This is a genomic window from Deinococcus sp. (assembly GCF_018260405.1).
Taxonomy (GTDB): domain Bacteria; phylum Deinococcota; class Deinococci; order Deinococcales; family Deinococcaceae; genus Deinococcus.
The window spans coordinates 48054-63555 of record NZ_JAGLBG010000005.1; the positions used below are offsets into that span (position 1 = coordinate 48054).

General features: G+C 61.2%; 15 protein-coding genes. 11 read left to right on the forward strand and 4 right to left on the reverse strand.

The window, feature by feature from the left end:
• The first annotated feature begins 70 nt into the window (after positions 1-70).
• Positions 71-1510, forward strand: a complete 1440-nt coding sequence (locus tag QZ269_RS01775) for a dihydrolipoamide acetyltransferase family protein (RefSeq protein WP_291423654.1) — start codon at positions 71-73, stop codon at positions 1508-1510.
• A 183-nt stretch (positions 1511-1693) separates the two neighbouring features.
• Here the strand turns inward: QZ269_RS01775 and QZ269_RS01780 are convergent, their stop codons facing one another.
• Complete coding sequence (locus QZ269_RS01780) at positions 1694-2611, reverse strand: magnesium transporter CorA family protein (RefSeq protein WP_291423656.1); 918 nt, start codon at positions 2609-2611, stop codon at positions 1694-1696.
• Between the two features lie 77 nt (positions 2612-2688).
• Here QZ269_RS01780 and crcB point away from each other — a divergent pair, with 77 nt between their 5' ends.
• The 6 genes from crcB (at position 2689) to QZ269_RS01810 (ending at position 7981) form a co-directional block, all read left to right on the forward strand.
• A complete protein-coding gene (gene crcB, locus QZ269_RS01785) occupies positions 2689-3042 on the forward strand; it encodes a fluoride efflux transporter CrcB (protein ID WP_291423687.1) in 354 nt (117 codons plus the stop codon).
• A 214-nt stretch (positions 3043-3256) separates the two neighbouring features.
• A complete protein-coding gene (gene xseA, locus QZ269_RS01790) occupies positions 3257-4471 on the forward strand; it encodes an exodeoxyribonuclease VII large subunit (RefSeq protein WP_291423658.1) in 1215 nt (404 codons plus the stop codon).
• A 283-nt stretch (positions 4472-4754) separates the two neighbouring features.
• Positions 4755-4970, forward strand: a complete 216-nt coding sequence (rpmB, locus tag QZ269_RS01795; RefSeq protein ID WP_291423660.1) for a 50S ribosomal protein L28 — start codon at positions 4755-4757, stop codon at positions 4968-4970.
• 306 nt (positions 4971-5276) lie between these two features.
• The gene (locus QZ269_RS01800) at positions 5277-5933 is read left to right on the forward strand and encodes a MarC family protein (RefSeq protein WP_291423662.1); all 657 of its coding nucleotides are present in this window, start codon (positions 5277-5279) and stop codon (positions 5931-5933) included.
• Positions 5934-6059: 126 nt separating this feature from the next.
• Positions 6060-6626 carry an HNH endonuclease gene (locus QZ269_RS01805; protein WP_291423664.1) on the forward strand — a complete coding sequence of 189 codons (567 nt, stop codon included), beginning with the start codon at positions 6060-6062 and terminating at the stop codon, positions 6624-6626.
• Between the two features lie 185 nt (positions 6627-6811).
• A complete protein-coding gene (locus tag QZ269_RS01810) occupies positions 6812-7981 on the forward strand; it encodes an acetyl-CoA C-acetyltransferase (RefSeq protein ID WP_291423666.1) in 1170 nt (389 codons plus the stop codon).
• Positions 7982-8368: 387 nt separating this feature from the next.
• Here the strand turns inward: QZ269_RS01810 and QZ269_RS01815 are convergent, their stop codons facing one another.
• The 3 genes from QZ269_RS01815 to QZ269_RS01825 all read right to left on the reverse strand — a co-directional run bounded on the left by QZ269_RS01815 (position 8369) and on the right by QZ269_RS01825 (position 11103).
• The gene (locus QZ269_RS01815; protein ID WP_291423668.1) at positions 8369-8635 is read right to left on the reverse strand and encodes a hypothetical protein; all 267 of its coding nucleotides are present in this window, start codon (positions 8633-8635) and stop codon (positions 8369-8371) included.
• Positions 8636-8757: 122 nt separating this feature from the next.
• Positions 8758-10158 (reverse strand): RNB domain-containing ribonuclease, encoded by a 1401-nt coding sequence (locus tag QZ269_RS01820; RefSeq protein WP_291423670.1) that lies wholly within the window; start codon positions 10156-10158, stop codon positions 8758-8760.
• A 249-nt stretch (positions 10159-10407) separates the two neighbouring features.
• Entirely contained in the window at positions 10408-11103 is a 696-nt protein-coding gene (locus QZ269_RS01825; RefSeq protein WP_291423672.1) for a Crp/Fnr family transcriptional regulator, read from the reverse strand.
• Between the two features lie 402 nt (positions 11104-11505).
• On the opposite strand from QZ269_RS01825, the gene QZ269_RS01830 reads away from it, so the two are divergent.
• The 4 genes from QZ269_RS01830 to QZ269_RS01845 all read left to right on the forward strand — a co-directional run bounded on the left by QZ269_RS01830 (position 11506) and on the right by QZ269_RS01845 (position 15127).
• On the forward strand, positions 11506-13344 hold the full coding sequence (locus QZ269_RS01830; protein ID WP_291423674.1) for an acyl-CoA dehydrogenase C-terminal domain-containing protein: 1839 nt from the start codon (positions 11506-11508) through the stop codon (positions 13342-13344).
• A gap of 117 nt (positions 13345-13461) precedes the next feature.
• The gene (locus tag QZ269_RS01835) at positions 13462-14205 is read left to right on the forward strand and encodes a hypothetical protein (RefSeq protein WP_291423676.1); all 744 of its coding nucleotides are present in this window, start codon (positions 13462-13464) and stop codon (positions 14203-14205) included.
• Complete coding sequence (locus QZ269_RS01840; RefSeq protein ID WP_291423679.1) at positions 14202-14408, forward strand: hypothetical protein; 207 nt, start codon at positions 14202-14204, stop codon at positions 14406-14408. The genes QZ269_RS01835 and QZ269_RS01840 overlap by 4 nt, the downstream gene beginning before the upstream one ends.
• A 251-nt stretch (positions 14409-14659) precedes the next feature.
• Positions 14660-15127 carry an S-ribosylhomocysteine lyase gene (locus QZ269_RS01845; protein ID WP_291423681.1) on the forward strand — a complete coding sequence of 156 codons (468 nt, stop codon included), beginning with the start codon at positions 14660-14662 and terminating at the stop codon, positions 15125-15127.
• Positions 15128-15502 lie beyond the last annotated feature (375 nt).

A 15502-nucleotide genomic window follows, 5' to 3' on the forward strand; every position in this document is an offset into this window, starting at 1 on the left:
CGCAAAATGCTCTGAATGGCCCTAGCGGGTCTTCATTAGAGCAGTTCTCCGAATGCTCTAAGAGGTCGGTATGAAAGAAATAGTGCTCCCGGAATTGGCTGAAAGTGTCGTCGAGGGTGAAATTTTGAAATGGCTCGTGAATGAGGGCGATCCCGTGGCCCTGGAACAGCCGCTGTGCGAGGTTATGACCGACAAAGTGACCGTCGAGTTGCCCAGTCCGGTGGCCGGGGTGCTCCGTAAGCGTCTGGTCGCCGAGGGCGACGTGGTGCCGGTACATTCGGTGATTGCCCTGATCGGGGAAGCTACGGGCGATCTGGAGGCGGCAACCGCGCCAGAACCGTCCACGGAAGCTGCGCCAGCCGCCTCCAGGCCGCAGCTTTCCGTGCAGGCCCAGGAAGAACGGGAGCAAGTGGGCGGCAGCATTGTCGAGGCGAACCACCTTCCGGCGGCGCAGGACGACGCTACCAGGCTGCTGAAGACCTTCGCTGCCGGGCAACCGCAGACCCCTGCACCCCAGTACCTGCCGGGCGAGGGCCGTACCCTGGCGGTGCCTGCCGCCCGCCAACTGGCCCGTGAGCTGGGGCTTGAGCTGGCGACCGTACGGGGCAGCGGGCCTAATGGCCGTATCCGCGTGCAAGACGTCGCGGAGCACGCGCAGCAGGGGACAGGAAAGCCAACGGGGGAGGCCAGCGGGCCGTCTCATCAGACCCCGCTTCCGGCACAGCCACAAGCAGCAAAAGCTGCCGCACCTGTGGGTCATCTGCCCGCCCCGGTTCAGTACCGTACCCCCAAAGGTTACGAGCACCTTGAAGACCGCCTGCCCCTGCGTGGAATGCGCCGGGCAATCAGCAACCAGATGTTTGCCAGCCACCTGTACACTGTGCGGACTCTGACCGTTGATGAAGTCAACATGACCCGCCTGGTCGAGTTCCGTAACCGCGTAAAAGCTGAGGCCAGCGCAGCCAACGTAAAGCTTTCCTATCTGCCTTTTATTTTCAAGGCGGTGGCTGCGGCCCTCAAAAAATACCCGAGCCTGAACACCAGTTTTGACGAGGCCACGCAGGAAATCGTGCAAAAGCGCTACTACAACATGGGAATGGCAGTAGCGACGGAAGCTGGGCTGACTGTTCCTGTGATCCGGGACGTGAACCACAAGAGCATCTTCGAGCTGGCCCGCGAAGTGGTCGATCTGGCCGGACGCGCCAATGATGGCAAACTGCACCCCGACGAACTGGCCGGAAGCACCTTTAGCATCACTAACATCGGCACCATAGGAGCGCTGTTTAGCTTTCCGATTATCAATGTGCCCGACGCGGCCATTCTGGGAATCCACAGCATCATCAAGCGCCCCATCGTCGATCAGGACGACAACATCGTGGTCGCGCACATGATGTACATCTCGCTCTCGTTCGACCACCGCCTGGTCGACGGGGCCGACGCGGCCCGCTTCTGCAAAGAAATAATCCGGCTCCTTGAAAATCCGGACCGCCTGATGCTCGAAGCGCTGTAATCGCCCGCTGGAGCTAAGGACAACCAAGTTTGCGTAAAGACAAACCGGGCGGGGCGAGTATGGGAAAAGGTGCGGTCAAGGGTGAGTGCAGGGATAGCCTGGTGTTTGGGTCACCCCTACACGGTCACTTGGCCGCACTTAGAGGTCTGCCGCAGGGGGCAGGGGAGAGGCTCGCACGCCTGCCTACCACCAGCCGCGCCGCTTGAAATAGTAGGCCAGCAGGGAACCGACTCCCAGAAAGCTGGCCCACGCAAACGCGTACCCGTAGCGCCAGTGCAGTTCGGGCATCATCTGGTAGTTCATGCCCCACACACCCGCCAGAAAGGTGAGCGGCAAAAAGATGATGCTGACGGCGGTAAGCGTCCGCATGACCTCATTCATGCGCTGACCTTGCAGGCTCAGTTGCAGGTCTAGCAGACTGGTCAGGTGTTCGCGCAGGGCCTCGAAACGGCTGGTGGCCCGCATGAAACTGTCTTGCACGTCCCGGTAACGCACCAGATCGGCAGCTGAACCGGTGCCGTGGCGGCCTAACAGGGCGGCGGCTTCACGGGCGTCGCTGGCAAGGCGGCGGGCCGGGCCGATCAGGTGCTTGAGGTCGAAGATTTCTCCGACGGAGCTGTGGCGCTGGGTACGGAAGACCGTTTCTTCCAGCTCGTCGACGCGGGCTTCCAGGGTGTCGGCCAGCATAAAAAAAGTATCGGCGGTGTGATCGAGCACCTCGTAGGTGATTTCCTGCGGTGTATTGACCATCTCACGCCCGACCATGTCCCAGACCTTGCCCAGCGCCAGGGTGCCGCCGACGCTGTGACTGATGACGGCGTCTTGGAATACGAAGAGACTGACTCGCTCCGTGAATTCCCGGTCATTCACCGGGTCGGCGTAACTGCGCACGGTAATAAAGGCGTGCTCGGGGTAGACCTCGGCACGCGACCAGTGTCCATATTCCAGGGCGTCTTCAAGGGCCAGCTGGTTGATCGCAAAGGCGCGGCACAGGGCGGCCAGTTCGTCGGGGGCCGGACTCTGCACGTCTATCCAGACATCGCTGGTCTGGCCGGTCCACGGCAGTTCGGCGCCGGTAGACAGGCGTTTGGCACGGATCATAACTGTCATGCTACGTGCTTTGCCGCCCGTCGGGGTCAGGATTGCGTATTCTGCCTGGTGTGAACTGGGTGTGGGTCATGCTGGGCGGGGCCATCGGAGCGGCCCTGCGCTACGGTACGGTGCTTTTGCTAACGCCGCATGCCGCACGCGCCGGATTTCCCGTGCATGTGCTGCTTATCAATGTGTTGGGTTCGTTCCTGCTGGGCCTGACCGTGGCCCTGGCCGGGCGCGGCGTGTGGCCGGAAGAGGCGCGGCTGGCCTTTGGTACGGGCGTTCTGGGGGCCTTTACGACCTTCAGCACGTTCAGTGTTGACCTGGAGACCCTACTGGCCCGTGGCGCTCCGGCGCTGGCCCTGGTCTACGCCTTTGGCAGCCTCAGCCTGGGAGTGGCGGCGGCGTTTGCTGGCCGGACGCTGGGCGACAGGTGGTAAAGTCAGCGCATTAACCTTCACTCGACTGTTTTCCGAGGGTTAGAGCAGTTCTCCGAATGATGGGCACGTCGGAACAACACTGCCGCCCCCTTTATTCTACGTCCTGCCATTCTACGCCCTGCTGTTTTTTTCACTTGTTCCACTCGGCAACAAGAGGGTCAAAAGAGCACCATCTTTTTGCACAATGCTCTAAGTTCCGAGGTTTGCCACAGCCATGCCCAGACGCCAGAAAACCGAATCCCAGCGCCCGCCCGAACAGTTTCTGGAACTCCCGGAGCTGCTGAATTATGTCGGGCAGGTAATTGCGCGGGGCGTGCCAGGCGCGGTGTGGGTGCGGGCCGAGATCGCCTCTCTGACGGACAGGCGGCACCTGTACCTGGAACTGATCGGGGGCGGGGAAAGCGGCGAGGTTGCCAAATGCCGCGCGACGCTCTGGGCGCATGAGCGCTTTGCGCTGGACGCCAAATTTCGCCGGGCGACGGGCGGGGCGCTAAGCGCCGGATTGAAGGTGCTGCTGTACTGCACAGCCGAATTTCACGAGCAATACGGGTTTTCGCTGCATATCCTGGACATTGCCCCCGAATTTACGCTGGGCGACGCGGCCCTGCGGGTCAAGGCCATGCGTGAAACACTGGTGCTCGAAGGCGTCTACGGACTTAACCGCCTCTTACCTGCCCCTGAGGATTTCTCGCGCGTGGCGGTCATTGCCCCGCAGGAAGCGGCTGGCCTGGGCGATTTTCGCCGGGAAGCCGACCGACTGGAGGCCGCCGGAATTGTGGAATTTGTTTATCTGACAGCCACCTTTCAGGGACGTGAGGCGGCGAGCAGTTTGAGCCGGGCCATTGCCGCAGCCCGTGAGCAGCACGATCAGACGCCGTTCGACGCGCTGGTGGTCATTCGCGGCGGTGGGGCGGCGACTGATCTGGCATGGCTTAATGACCTGGGGGTGGCACGCGGACTGGCGACTTTTCCGGTTCCGGTGATCACCGGTCTGGGACACGCCCGCGACGATACCCTTCCCGACGAGGTGGCGAATATCCGCACCGATACGCCCAGCAAGGCGGCGGCCCTGATCGTACGCACGGTGGCGAGCGCAACTGCCCAGGCTCATGACAACGCCCGTCTCATTTTTCAGCGCGGCGCACAGGTGCTGGTCGAGGCCGATGCGGGAGCGGCCTGGATGGTAGACCGGATACGCGGCGCGGCGCAGCGGCAGGTCGAAGCCGCCAGCACCGGTGCAGACGCCCTGATGCGCCAGGCCCTGGGCCTTACACCCGAGCGCACGCTCAGGCGCGGCTACGCCCTGGTACGTGGCGCCACTGGTGAAGTGGTCACCGGCGCCGCGCAGGGGAGGCGCGAAAAGACTCTCCGGCTGGAATTTGCAGACGGTGCCCTGGAAGTGCAGGTACTTTCACCGCAGCCACGATGACCACAATGACGAACCGCAGGGCAACCGCAAAGTCCCAAAATTGCAGAATGAACACTACAATTTCTGTTTTTGGCAGAAAAAGCGACTCTGATTTGAACCGACTTTGCGGTTGCCCTGACCGGTGATCCGGTTGCTCTTTGTTTGGCCCGCGCGGTGTGCTACAGTTTAACGGCTTGTCTGGCCTCACCTGGCCCGGCTGACGCCCTGACCCGCCGAGCGGGTGGAGCCGGGGTGCGCCTGCCAGGAAAAAAGTACAGCCCAGACTCAAGAAGGAGCGTTGAACATGGCTAAAGTGTGCGAAGTTTGTGGTAAGGGGCCGATTGTCGTCAATTCGGTTATCCGCCGTGGTAAGGCCCGCGCTGCGGGTGGGGTAGGCCGTAAGGTGACTGGTGTGTCCAAGCGCAGCCAGAAGCCCAATCTGCAACCCATGACCGTGACCCGTGGCGGCGTCAGCCTGCGCGTGCGCGTGTGCAGCAAGTGCCGCAAGACCCTCATCTGATTAAGGCCCGCCTTGATCGCCTCCCCGGTAAGCCCTGACGCTTTCGGGGAGTTTTCCTTTGACTGAGAGCAGTTCTCCGAATAATGGGCACGTCGGAACAACGCCGCCCCCTTCATGCTACGTCCTGCTCTTTCTTGTTCACTCGTTCCACTCGGCAAAAGATGGTCAAAAGAGCACCATCTTTTTGCAAAATGCTCTAGGGCTGTTTGTGCAGCGGCGGCGCGGCGTTTTCAAAGGCCCTGACTGCAAACAACACCTGCAGTAGTCGGGGAAGCGGAGCGGGGGGGGCCTGATACTCTGCGGACTGTGCCCGATCTAGGCGAATTTCTGACCATAGCCAACCGAACCTTTCTGACCATGGTGGTGGTCATGGACCCGATTGGCCTGGCCCCCATCTTTATCGGTCTGGCAGGCAGCAGACCGGCTTTCGAGCGGCGACGTATGGCCACTAAGGGCGTGCTGGTCGCGGGCGGTATCATCTTGCTGTTCGGGCTGTTCGGGCAGGCGCTGCTGCATTACCTGGGCATCAGCCTCAGCGCCTTCCGGATCGCTGGGGGTCTACTTCTGTTCATGATCGCGCTCGATATGGTCTTTGCGCGTCAGAGCGGCAGCAAGGAAACCCCCGAGGAAGAAAAGGAAGCCCAGGAGCGCCCCGACATCAGTGTATTTCCGCTAGCGATTCCGCTGATTGCCGGGCCGGGAACTCTGGCGAGCATCATGATCGAGGCGAATACGGCGCACGGCGAACCCCTACTGCTTCTGACGGTCATGCTGGTCACGGGGGCCGTGCTGCTGCTGTGTTACCTGGCGCTGCGCCTAAGTGGGCAGATCGCCCGCCTGATGGGCCTGACCGGAATTCATGTGGTCACGCGCGTCCTGGGGGTTTTGCTGGCGGCGCTTGCCGTGCAGTACGTCGCAGACGGTACGCTGACGCTAATGCGCGGTGGGCTGCTGCCGCGCTGACCGGGCCTCATTCTCTGGGCCTCTGTACGCGGGCGGGGGCGCTTCTCCCGTTCAACTTGTACTAGGCCACTCGGACTAGGCCACTCGGCGCAACACTTTCTTGACCAGAAACTTTTAGAATGAGGCATGAATACGCTTGGAACTGGAGGGGAAGAAACTCGAATACCTCGCCGCGTCGCGCCGGACCTGAATGCGCCGCGTGTTCTGGTGCTTAACGCGTCCTATGAACCGCTGCATGTTACGAGCGCTAAACGCGCCATTACGCTCGTGCAGTACGGTGTGGCGGAAGTCCTGCAAGACAGCGACGATGTGGTGCGTTCGCCCAGTACCGTCCTCCAGGTGCCCAGCGTCATTCGCCTGCGCCGGTACGTGCGCCGCCCACGGGTTCATCCGGTGCCCTTTAACCGCCGCAACGTACTGCGCCGCGACACCTTTACCTGCCAGTACTGCGGCAACCACGACGACCTGACCATGGACCATGTCATGCCGCGTTCACGCGGGGGCCGCCACGGTTGGGACAATGTCGTGACCGCCTGCCGCGCCTGCAACCAGCGCAAGGGCAACCGCACGCCCGAAGAAGCCGCCATGCCCCTGCACACCCGCCCACACGCGCCGAACTTCGGGGTCTATGCCCACGGACAGTTTGCCCACTGGCAGCCTGCCTGGGCGCAGTACATCTTCAACCGTTCGTAATCCCTGAAGGACTGTCGGTCACTCTGCCTCCCCTCTGACCTATGCTGCGGGCAGTGAACGGTTGGTCTGGCCGGTACTTTCTCTGTGACTGGGCTGTGTTCCCCGACTGTGTTCCCCGGCTCCGTTAGCCAGCTCTGTCGGTTAGGCCCCAGAACTGGCCGCGCGGCGTTCGCTAGCCTGCTGCCATGACCAAAATAGTGATCGTGGCGGCCAAGCGCACGCCCATTGGCAGCTTTATGGGGGGCCTCAAAGACGTGACAGCGGCGCAACTGGGCGTCGCTGCGGCCCAGGAGATGCTGCAAGGTATCCGGGGAGAGGAGGTCGCCGACGTGATCGTCGGGAACGTGCTGCAAGCCGGGCAGGGCATGAATGTGGCGCGGCAGGTCGGACGCGGCGCGGGGCTGCCCGACCAGGTACCGGGGCTAACGGTCAACCGGATGTGCGGCAGTGGTCTTCAAGCGGTCATCAGCGCCGTGCAGGGCCTTAGGGCGGGCGACGGTCAGCTGTATCTGGCGGGCGGCACCGAAAGCATGTCCCGCGCCCCTTACCTGCTCCCCAAGGCCCGCGAAGGCTACCGCCTGGGCCACGGCGAGGTGCTCGACAGCCTGCTGGTCGACGGCCTTACAGACGTGTTTGGGCAGTACCACATGGGGATCACGGCCGAAAACATTGCCGCGCAGTGGAACCTGACACGCGAGATGCAAGACGCCTTTGCGCTGGAAAGCCAGAACCGGGCGGCAGCGGCGCAGGCGGGCGGCTTTTACCAGGACGAACTTGTCAGCGTGGAAGTGCCCAGCCGCAAGGGGCCGGTGCAATTCGAGCACGACGAGTATCCCCGCCCCACCACCGCCGAGGCGCTTGCCAAGCTGAAGCCCGCCTTTAAAAAAGACGGCACCGTGACGGCTGGGAACGCCAGCGGCATCAACGACGGCGCGGCCATGCTGCTGGTCGCCACCGAGGAGTACGCCCAGGCGAACGGCCTGCCGGTGCTGGCCGAGATTGCCGGATACGCCAACATCGGTGTGGATCCCAGCATTATGGGTATCGGCCCGGCCAAGGCGGTGCCCCTGGCCCTCGACAAAGCTGGGATGAAGATCAGCGACGTGGACCTGTTCGAGCTAAACGAAGCCTTCGCCGCGCAGTCGCTGGCCGTGGTTCACGACCTGAAAGCCGACCCGGAGCGGGTCAATATCACCGGTGGGGCCATTTCGCTGGGGCATCCCATCGGGGCTTCCGGGGCACGCGTGCTGGTCACGCTGATTCACCAGCTGCGCCGCACCCGTAAGGAAACGGGCGTTGCTAGCCTGTGCATCGGCGGCGGCATGGGCATTGCGATGGTCATTCGCGCCCGCTGACCCTGCGTTATTCCTAGAGCAGTTCTGTGAATGATGGGCACGTCGGAAACACACCGCCGCCCCCTTCATTCTACATCCTGCTCTTTCTTGTTTACTCGTTCCACTCGGCAAGGTAGTTGGCTAGAACTATGCCCGACACCACTGAAATGGGAGCGTCCGGGGCTTATCCCCGGACGTGTCAAAAGAGCTCCCACTCGAAAGTTTCGTCTGTCATACGGACTTTGCGGTGTGAACCCGCAGGCGGCGGCCTTCCCGACTGTGGCGCAATGAAGCGCAGCCCGTATAAAACATCGTCCCGCCAGTACACTGCCTCTAAACTTGCTGCGATAATTTACGCCCTGAGTAGTTGCCACGCGGCGGCCGTATGACCTGAACCCTGACCAGCCTTTACAGTTCTAGCAGAGGAGCGGCTTCAGCCAACGCCCGGAACGTTCCGGCCTTGCCCAGCAGACCCATATGCTCGTAGCAGTCGGCCAATTTCAGGGCAAAAAACTGCGTGGCCTTATGGTCCTGGCGGCATTCGGCGGCTTCCAGGCAGCAGCGGTAGTGCAGCACCGCCACGTGATACTGGCTCTGCTTTGCGGCGTGTTCGGCGCGGCAATGGCTGATACGGAGGGTCACGATGTCGCTCACGACACTGCTTGTGGCAGTCATAGCTGTCAGTGTAGACAGATGTCCCCGTCTATGAATGCGAGATGAAATAGATTTCAGCCTCCCAGACGGGATTCTTTCTTTTATGACCGGAAAGATGCAGCTTTATTTCATTCTCTGGCGATTTACTGCGAAGAATTCTCAGCAATCCGGGCGCGGCTCGACAGCGTCGAGAAATTAATGTCGCTAAATTTGACGCGGAACTGCGTCCCGACGGCGGCGGGCGTGCTGATCGGCACGTCAAAGGCCAGTTCGGGAATCAGCACGGTGGCCTGTGCGCCCCGGCGGTCGATCACGATGGCAGGCCACTCGCGCTCCGGCTGCGCAGCGATAAAGCGCAGGGTGTGGTGGCGTCGGCTCAGGCGCTCGGCCTGTCTGGTACCGTCGGCATTCAGGCTGGCCTGGGCGATGTGCGAGGACATGGTTTTGCTGGGCATTGGCTCCCGCCCCGCCAGAAAGGCCCGGAGCTGCTGGTGAACCACCAGATCCAGGTAACGCCTCATGGGGCTGGTCACCTGGGCATACAGGTCCAGGCCCATGCCGTGGTGCGGCCCCGGCGAGGGCTGAAAGCGCGTGCGAGCCAGGGTTTTGCGGCGCGCCCACTGGGCGGGCAGGGTGTCGCCGCGTACCGTGCGCGTCGGGTAGTCCTGGGTGGCAAAGGGCAGCGGAATATCGTTATCGTCGGCAAAAATGGCTGCGCCCCAGCCTGCCAGCGTCATGCATTCCTGCACCACCAGCCGCATTTCGGGCTTGGGCAGCGGCGTTACATAAGCGCCCTGCTCATCGGCCTTGACCCGCACTTCCGGCAGGTCGATAGACAGCGCACCTTCCGACTCGCGCAGTTCCTGGCTGGCCCGTGCCAGTCGCGCCAGCGTCACGAAGGGTTCTTCACCTGCCTCTAGCTTTTGCTGCGCCTCGCTGTAGGTCAGGCGCTTGACTTTCACGGTGGTTAGCACCACGTCCACGGCGTCGGCGTTACCGTCGGCGTTCAGATCCAGGCAGACCGACAGCGCCGGACTGGTTTCATGCAGCCCCAGCCCGGCCTGCTCGACCAGGGCGTCGGGCACCATTCCGATCGTCTGGTCGGGCAGGTACAGCGTCGCGCCGCGCGAGCGGGCTTCGAGGTCCAGCGGGCTGTCGGGCGCAATCAGCGCGGCGACATCGGCCACATGCACCCACAGCCGGGTTAGGCCGCCGCCTATCTTCTCGATGGCCACGGCGTCGTCGGGATCCTTGTTTCCCTCGTCGTCAATAGCAAAGGCGGGCAGGTGAGTCAGGTCCAGCCGCTCCTCTTCGGGAAACGCCGGGACGGGCAGGGTCACAGGAAGCAGCGTGGCGTGCAGGCGGTCGGCATAGGGTGTGCGGGCCTCGGTCCACAGGCCCAGCTTTAGCAGCAGCGCGTGGGCCGCTTCGGGCGTTTCAGGGAGGGCCATTTCACGCAGCACCCGGCTTTTTTCCTGCTTGCCACGGGCCAGCAGTTCCAGTTCAGTGCGCTGCGCGGCACTCAGTTCGGGCTGATCGGTCATGCGAAACAGCATAGAGGCGCGGGCGCGTCCTGTGGGCTCAGCGGGCCGCTGCCAGTTTAAAGCGTGCACAACTCTGTGTCAGGAACTCTGTGTCGGGCCCCGGTACGTTGCTCGCCAGCTCCGGGAAAGCGCCAGCGCGATGGCGGGGGCATCTTCAGTCGGGGCCAGGCGAATGACCGTCGGCATGACCGGTCATAGAACATGACGCCCGCTGCGAAGGCCATTTGGGCTGGTCAAGCGCGTAGAGGCTTACTTTTTGCAGTCGATGTAGCTCTGGAGCGCGTCCATTCGTACGATGATCGGCGCTCTGGCGCGGACAATAACCCCGTCGTGCTTGAGCTTGTTCAGGCTGTGGCTCACCGTTTCGCGGGTAGCTCCGACCATGCGGGCAATGTCTTCCTGATTCAGTTTCAGGTTCAGCTCGGTGCCCTGGCTGTGGGGCCGTCCGAATTCGCGGGCCAGGCGGTACAGCAGGCTGGCGACGCGCTCGGAGGCGCTGTAGGCGCTGACAGTGGCGGTCCAGGCCTGGGCCTCGAACAGCCGGGTTGCCATCAGCCGGATCAGTTTCATCGCCAGGTCGGGTTTGGTTTCCAGCAGTTTTTGCAGTTCCTGGCGCGGCAAAACAATCAGCATGGTGCGTTCAAGCGCCTCGGCCTGAGTCGGGCGGCGTTCCTCGGGCTGAAGCAGCAGCTCGCCAAAAGTATCGTGCTGGCCCACCACGCCTAAAATAGCCTCTTTGCCGTTAGGAAAGAGCTTGCTGATTTTGACCAGACCGCTACGCACGAAATACAGCGCGTCGGCGGGGTCGTCCATGCGGTAGATCACTTCCCCAGACTGATAAGAGCGGTAAGGAGTGGTTGCCGCGACACGTTCCAGTTCGGCAAGCTCCAGGTCGGCGAACAATTCTGTCCTTTTGAGGTGCCAGACCAGGCTTGGGTAATTCATACGCCCAGGAAGCATACCTGATTACGTGTCAGCACTTCGCAGATGCAAACCTTTGCTCAAAAGTCCTAGCTTTATCTCGTCGGGAACCTTCTGGATTTCGGCCAAGACAGTGCCCATAAGCACGGGGTCTCAGCCCCTTTACTCCTGCGGGGGCTTGCTGCTCGCACCGCGAGAGGTTAGGCCTCGCAGAGCGCAAAGCGAGGGCGACAGTACAGCGAATGGCGTCCCAGACGAGTCAATTTAGCTTCACGTTTCTGTGGCGGTGAAAAGGCTCCGGGCCCACTACCGAGAAAGGCATAGTGTGCGGAATACGGGTGACAAACACCCTAAAAAGTTTTATACTCAGTCCAATTTAGAATTAGAAGACACTCCCTCAGGGGGCTGTCTATGGAGGACATACTCATGCCCAGCTACAAAGCCCCTTTACGCGATATGAAGTTTGTTATGCAAGAAGTTCTTGGCGCGGGTGAGCAGCTCGCCGCTCTGCCCTTTTACAAGGACAACGAAACCGCTGATTTCGACCTGCTTTCTCAGGTGCTTGATGAGGCTGCCCGCTTTGTCGAAACCGAAATTCAGCCTCTGAACCAGACCGGAGACAAGGAAGGCTGCGTGCGCGACGAGCAGGGCAACGTCAAGACGCCCACCGGCTTCAAGGCCGCCTATAAGAAGTTCTGTGACGCTGGCTGGACCGCGCTGGACTCCGACCCCGAGTACGGCGGTCAGGGGATGCCGCACCTCATCAGCATTGCCATGAACGAAATGATCTGCTCGGCCAACGTGGCCTGGGGCATGTACCCCGGCCTGAGCCACGGCGCTTACGCTGCCCTACAGGCCGTCGGCAGCGACGAACTGAAGAAACTTTACCTGCCTCATATCGTAGACGGCAGCTGGAGCGGCACCATGTGCCTGACCGAGCCGCACGCGGGCACCGACCTGGGCATCATCCGCACCAAAGCAGCGGATAACGGCGACGGTACCTACAGCATCAGCGGCACCAAGATTTTCATCTCGGCGGGTGAACACGACCTGACCGAAAACATCGTGCACCTTGTCCTGGCCCGACTGGAAGGCAGCCCCAGCGGCACGAAGGGAATTTCACTGTTCCTGGTGCCCAAGTTTATTCCCGACGCCAGTGGCAAGCCCGGCGAGCGCAACGGCGTGGTGTGCGGCAGCCTGGAACACAAGATGGGCATTCACGGTAATGCCACTGCCGTCCTGAACTTCGACGGTGCCAAGGGCTGGCTGGTCGGCGAGATCAACAAGGGCATGAACCACATGTTCATCATGATGAACGCCGCCCGCCTGGGCACGGGTCTTCAGGGTCTGGGTATTGGCGAAGTGGCTTACCAAAACGCGCTGGCCTACGCCAAAGACCGCCTCCAGATGCGCCACGAGCCCCGTGTGAGCGGTGAGGAAGCCGACCCCATCATCGTGCACCCCGACGTGCGCCGTATGCTGCTGACTGGCAAGGCCTACAGCGAAGCCGGACGTGCGCTGGCGCTGTGGCTGGCTCTCTCGCTGGACACCGAGGCTCACCACCCCGACGAGGCCAAGCGCAAGGAAGCGGGCGACCTCGTAGCTCTGCTGACTCCCATTGCCAAGGCCTTCATGACTGACAACGGCTTTAATGTGGCCGTGCAGAGCCAGCAGGTCTTCGGCGGGCACGGCTACATCGCCGAGTGGGGCATGGAGCAGTTCGTGCGCGACGCCCGTATCGGCCAGATTTACGAGGGTACCAACGGCATTCAGGCACTCGACCTGCTGGGCCGCAAGGTTCTTATGGACGGCGGCAAGAAGCTCCAGAATCTCGCCGGAACCCTCCAGGCCTTCGCCGAGGAAAATGAAGGCGACGAGCATATCGGCGACTACGTGGGGCAACTGGGCAAGGCCGCGCAGCAGCTCGGCAGCCTGACTATGGTGATCGGTCAGAAGGCCATGCAGGGCGCGGAAGGGGCCGACGAGGTCAACGCCGCCGCCGTGGATTACCTGCGCTTCTTCGGGCATGTTGTGTACGGCTACCTGTGGGCCCGCATGGCGAAAATCGCCCAGGAAAAAATTGACGCGGGCCAGGACAAGGACGGCTTCTACCTCGCCAAAGTCCAGACCGCTAGGTTCTACTTTGCCAAGCTGTTCCCCGAAACCAAGGCGCTGGCCGCGACCATTAAGGCGGGCAACGAAGCCCTGGCTGTAGACAACAAGGCCGTCTTCGGTTGGGAACACGCCGCGTTAGCCCACGCCTAAGCACTAGCTTGGCCACCATTAGTCTGAGGCGCTCTGCTCGTGATAGGCAGAGCGCTTCTGGGCTATTTGTTTTAGGATACTTGTAGTTTCCCTGACAAATTTCCGCTATAAAGAGGCATGAGTAAGCCTGTTCGTCAGGACACAGTGATTGATCTTCAACCTTCTGGCCAGGGTTCAGCCGCCATCACTCCGGCCAAGATCGCCCTGATCGCGGGTGGGGGGGCACTTGGCCTGGTAGCACTGACGGCGGCTGCTATTGCCCTGTTCAACGTCGTTCTGACCACAGTGACTATGGTGGCGTTGCTGGTGGCTCTGCTGGCAGTGGTCATCCTACTGCCCGCGCTGGTTATGGCCCTTCAGGCGGGCCGTGTGCGGGCCAAGGAAGCGGTGGCGCGGGCTATGCCCCTGGAGACCCTTATTCTCCAGCGCAAACAGTTCGAGAACCTTATTACGTCCAAAAGCCAGCAACTTGCGCAGGCCAACGGTCATCTCGAAGATTTTCGCCGCCTGATCGACACCAACCGTAAGGAAATGGACCCCGGCGATACCGAGCGCTGGGAGCATGATTTGCAAGTCAGCCGTGAGGCGTTTGCCCGCGCTCAGACGCACTTGGCTGATCTCAGAACCGATCTGGGAGAATTTGACCGCCAGATTAAAAAAGCCCGTATAGACACCCAGCTCGCCCAGGCCAAAGGGAACGTTGCATCGGCGCTGCAACAGGCTAATCTGAGTGCCGAGGACCAACACGTGACTGAAAGTGCTCTGAGTGAAATCGCCAGACGGGCCGGGCGGAATGCTGCCCTGCTTGACGAAGCCCTAGCCGCCGGAGAGCAAAACCGTACGGCGCGGAGCCAGCCATGAGCCGTGCCCGCCTGATTGGTACGGTGCTAGGGCTGATCTTGCTGGTCTGTGCCGGTGTCATTTACGCTGACCAGCAGGGAATGTTCGGCGGTCAGTCCACGGCCACTTCCCCGGTTCCGGCGACTGGTACACCCGCCGCAACGTCAGGTACGGCGCCTGTTCCTCAACCGGCCAACAGTTCTGGGTATGGCGACGTAAAATAGTAAACCAAACGGCCTGGACTTATTGAGGACGAGCTAAGTCGGTGTCGGTTGGAATCTGAATCATGAGAGAGGGAGTGTCGTCGGCAACAGCTTGAATTCAGTCCTCCCGGCTCTCCATTGACCCACCATTGGCCCAAAAGGTGACATCCACTAGCCGCGTTATCCATAGTATCCAGCTCTCTGTTACGGAGAGCTTTTTTTGGTGACCTCCGCACTACGCCCGGCGAGTCTCAGGGTCCAAAATAGGGGCTATGGCAAATGTCGAATCGTTCGATCTGGACCACACCAAGGTCAAAGCCCCTTACATACGTCTTGCTGGCGTCAAAAAGACTCCTAGGGGCGACAGCATCAGCAAGTATGACCTGCGGCTCCTCCAGCCCAATTCGGGCGCCATCGAACCGGCGGCCATTCATACGCTGGAGCATCTGCTGGCGGGGTACCTGCGTGACCACCTGAAGGATGTGATCGATGTTTCACCGATGGGCTGCCGTACCGGGATGTACATGGCAGTTAGCGGCGAACCTGATGAAAAGGGCGTGCTCAAAGCGTTTGAAGCCGCCCTCAAGGACACGGCTGGGCACGATAGACCTATTCCTGGCGTCAGTGAACTGGAATGTGGCAACTACCGCGACCATGACCTGGCGCAGGCACGCAAATATGCTCAGGCGGCCCTGGACGGCGGTCTCAAGGTGCAAGAAACCATTTTGCTTAAAAGATGAAGATTGGTTAAATCAACTGCCCCCGTCCTGTTATGTGTGCAGGACGGGTTTTTTGCGCTCTGGCTCCTGCGGGTGGCCGGTCTTGTCGATAGGGGGTTGACAGAAAAAGCTGAGGCCTGTATTGTTTCTGAGCCTCAAGCGAGGCGGGAAGCATGACAGAAGAAGAGAAGTAGTGAGAGCAGGCCCATTCGACAGAGTGGTGTGAGCGGCAGACCCTCCCGGTTTGCTCCAGATTCACGAACCGATAACGCAGTTTAGGCTGCGAAATCACATAAAGACATCCCACCGGGATGTCGGCCAAGCACTTGATGTTTGGATCAACACTTATCAATCACGGTCGTTTGACTGTATTGAACCATTTTTTGGAGAGTTTGA

Bases quoted from the DNA above. Each gene is read 5' to 3' on its own strand.
- QZ269_RS01775 (WP_291423654.1), top strand. From the start codon at position 71: ATGAAAGAAATAGTGCTCCCGGAATTGGCTGAAAGTGTCGTCGAGGGT.
- QZ269_RS01780 (WP_291423656.1), bottom strand. From the start codon at position 2,611: ATGATCCGTGCCAAACGCCTGTCTACCGGCGCCGAACTGCCGTGGACC.
- crcB (WP_291423687.1), top strand. From the start codon at position 2,689: ATGCTGGGCGGGGCCATCGGAGCGGCCCTGCGCTACGGTACGGTGCTT.
- xseA (WP_291423658.1), top strand. From the start codon at position 3,257: ATGCCCAGACGCCAGAAAACCGAATCCCAGCGCCCGCCCGAACAGTTT.
- rpmB (WP_291423660.1), top strand. From the start codon at position 4,755: ATGGCTAAAGTGTGCGAAGTTTGTGGTAAGGGGCCGATTGTCGTCAAT.
- QZ269_RS01805 (WP_291423664.1), top strand. From the start codon at position 6,060: ATGAATACGCTTGGAACTGGAGGGGAAGAAACTCGAATACCTCGCCGC.
- QZ269_RS01810 (WP_291423666.1), top strand. From the start codon at position 6,812: ATGACCAAAATAGTGATCGTGGCGGCCAAGCGCACGCCCATTGGCAGC.
- QZ269_RS01815 (WP_291423668.1), bottom strand. From the start codon at position 8,635: ATGACTGCCACAAGCAGTGTCGTGAGCGACATCGTGACCCTCCGTATC.
- QZ269_RS01820 (WP_291423670.1), bottom strand. From the start codon at position 10,158: ATGACCGATCAGCCCGAACTGAGTGCCGCGCAGCGCACTGAACTGGAA.
- QZ269_RS01825 (WP_291423672.1), bottom strand. From the start codon at position 11,103: ATGAATTACCCAAGCCTGGTCTGGCACCTCAAAAGGACAGAATTGTTC.
- QZ269_RS01830 (WP_291423674.1), top strand. From the start codon at position 11,506: ATGCCCAGCTACAAAGCCCCTTTACGCGATATGAAGTTTGTTATGCAA.
- QZ269_RS01835 (WP_291423676.1), top strand. From the start codon at position 13,462: ATGAGTAAGCCTGTTCGTCAGGACACAGTGATTGATCTTCAACCTTCT.
- QZ269_RS01840 (WP_291423679.1), top strand. From the start codon at position 14,202: ATGAGCCGTGCCCGCCTGATTGGTACGGTGCTAGGGCTGATCTTGCTG.
- QZ269_RS01845 (WP_291423681.1), top strand. From the start codon at position 14,660: ATGGCAAATGTCGAATCGTTCGATCTGGACCACACCAAGGTCAAAGCC.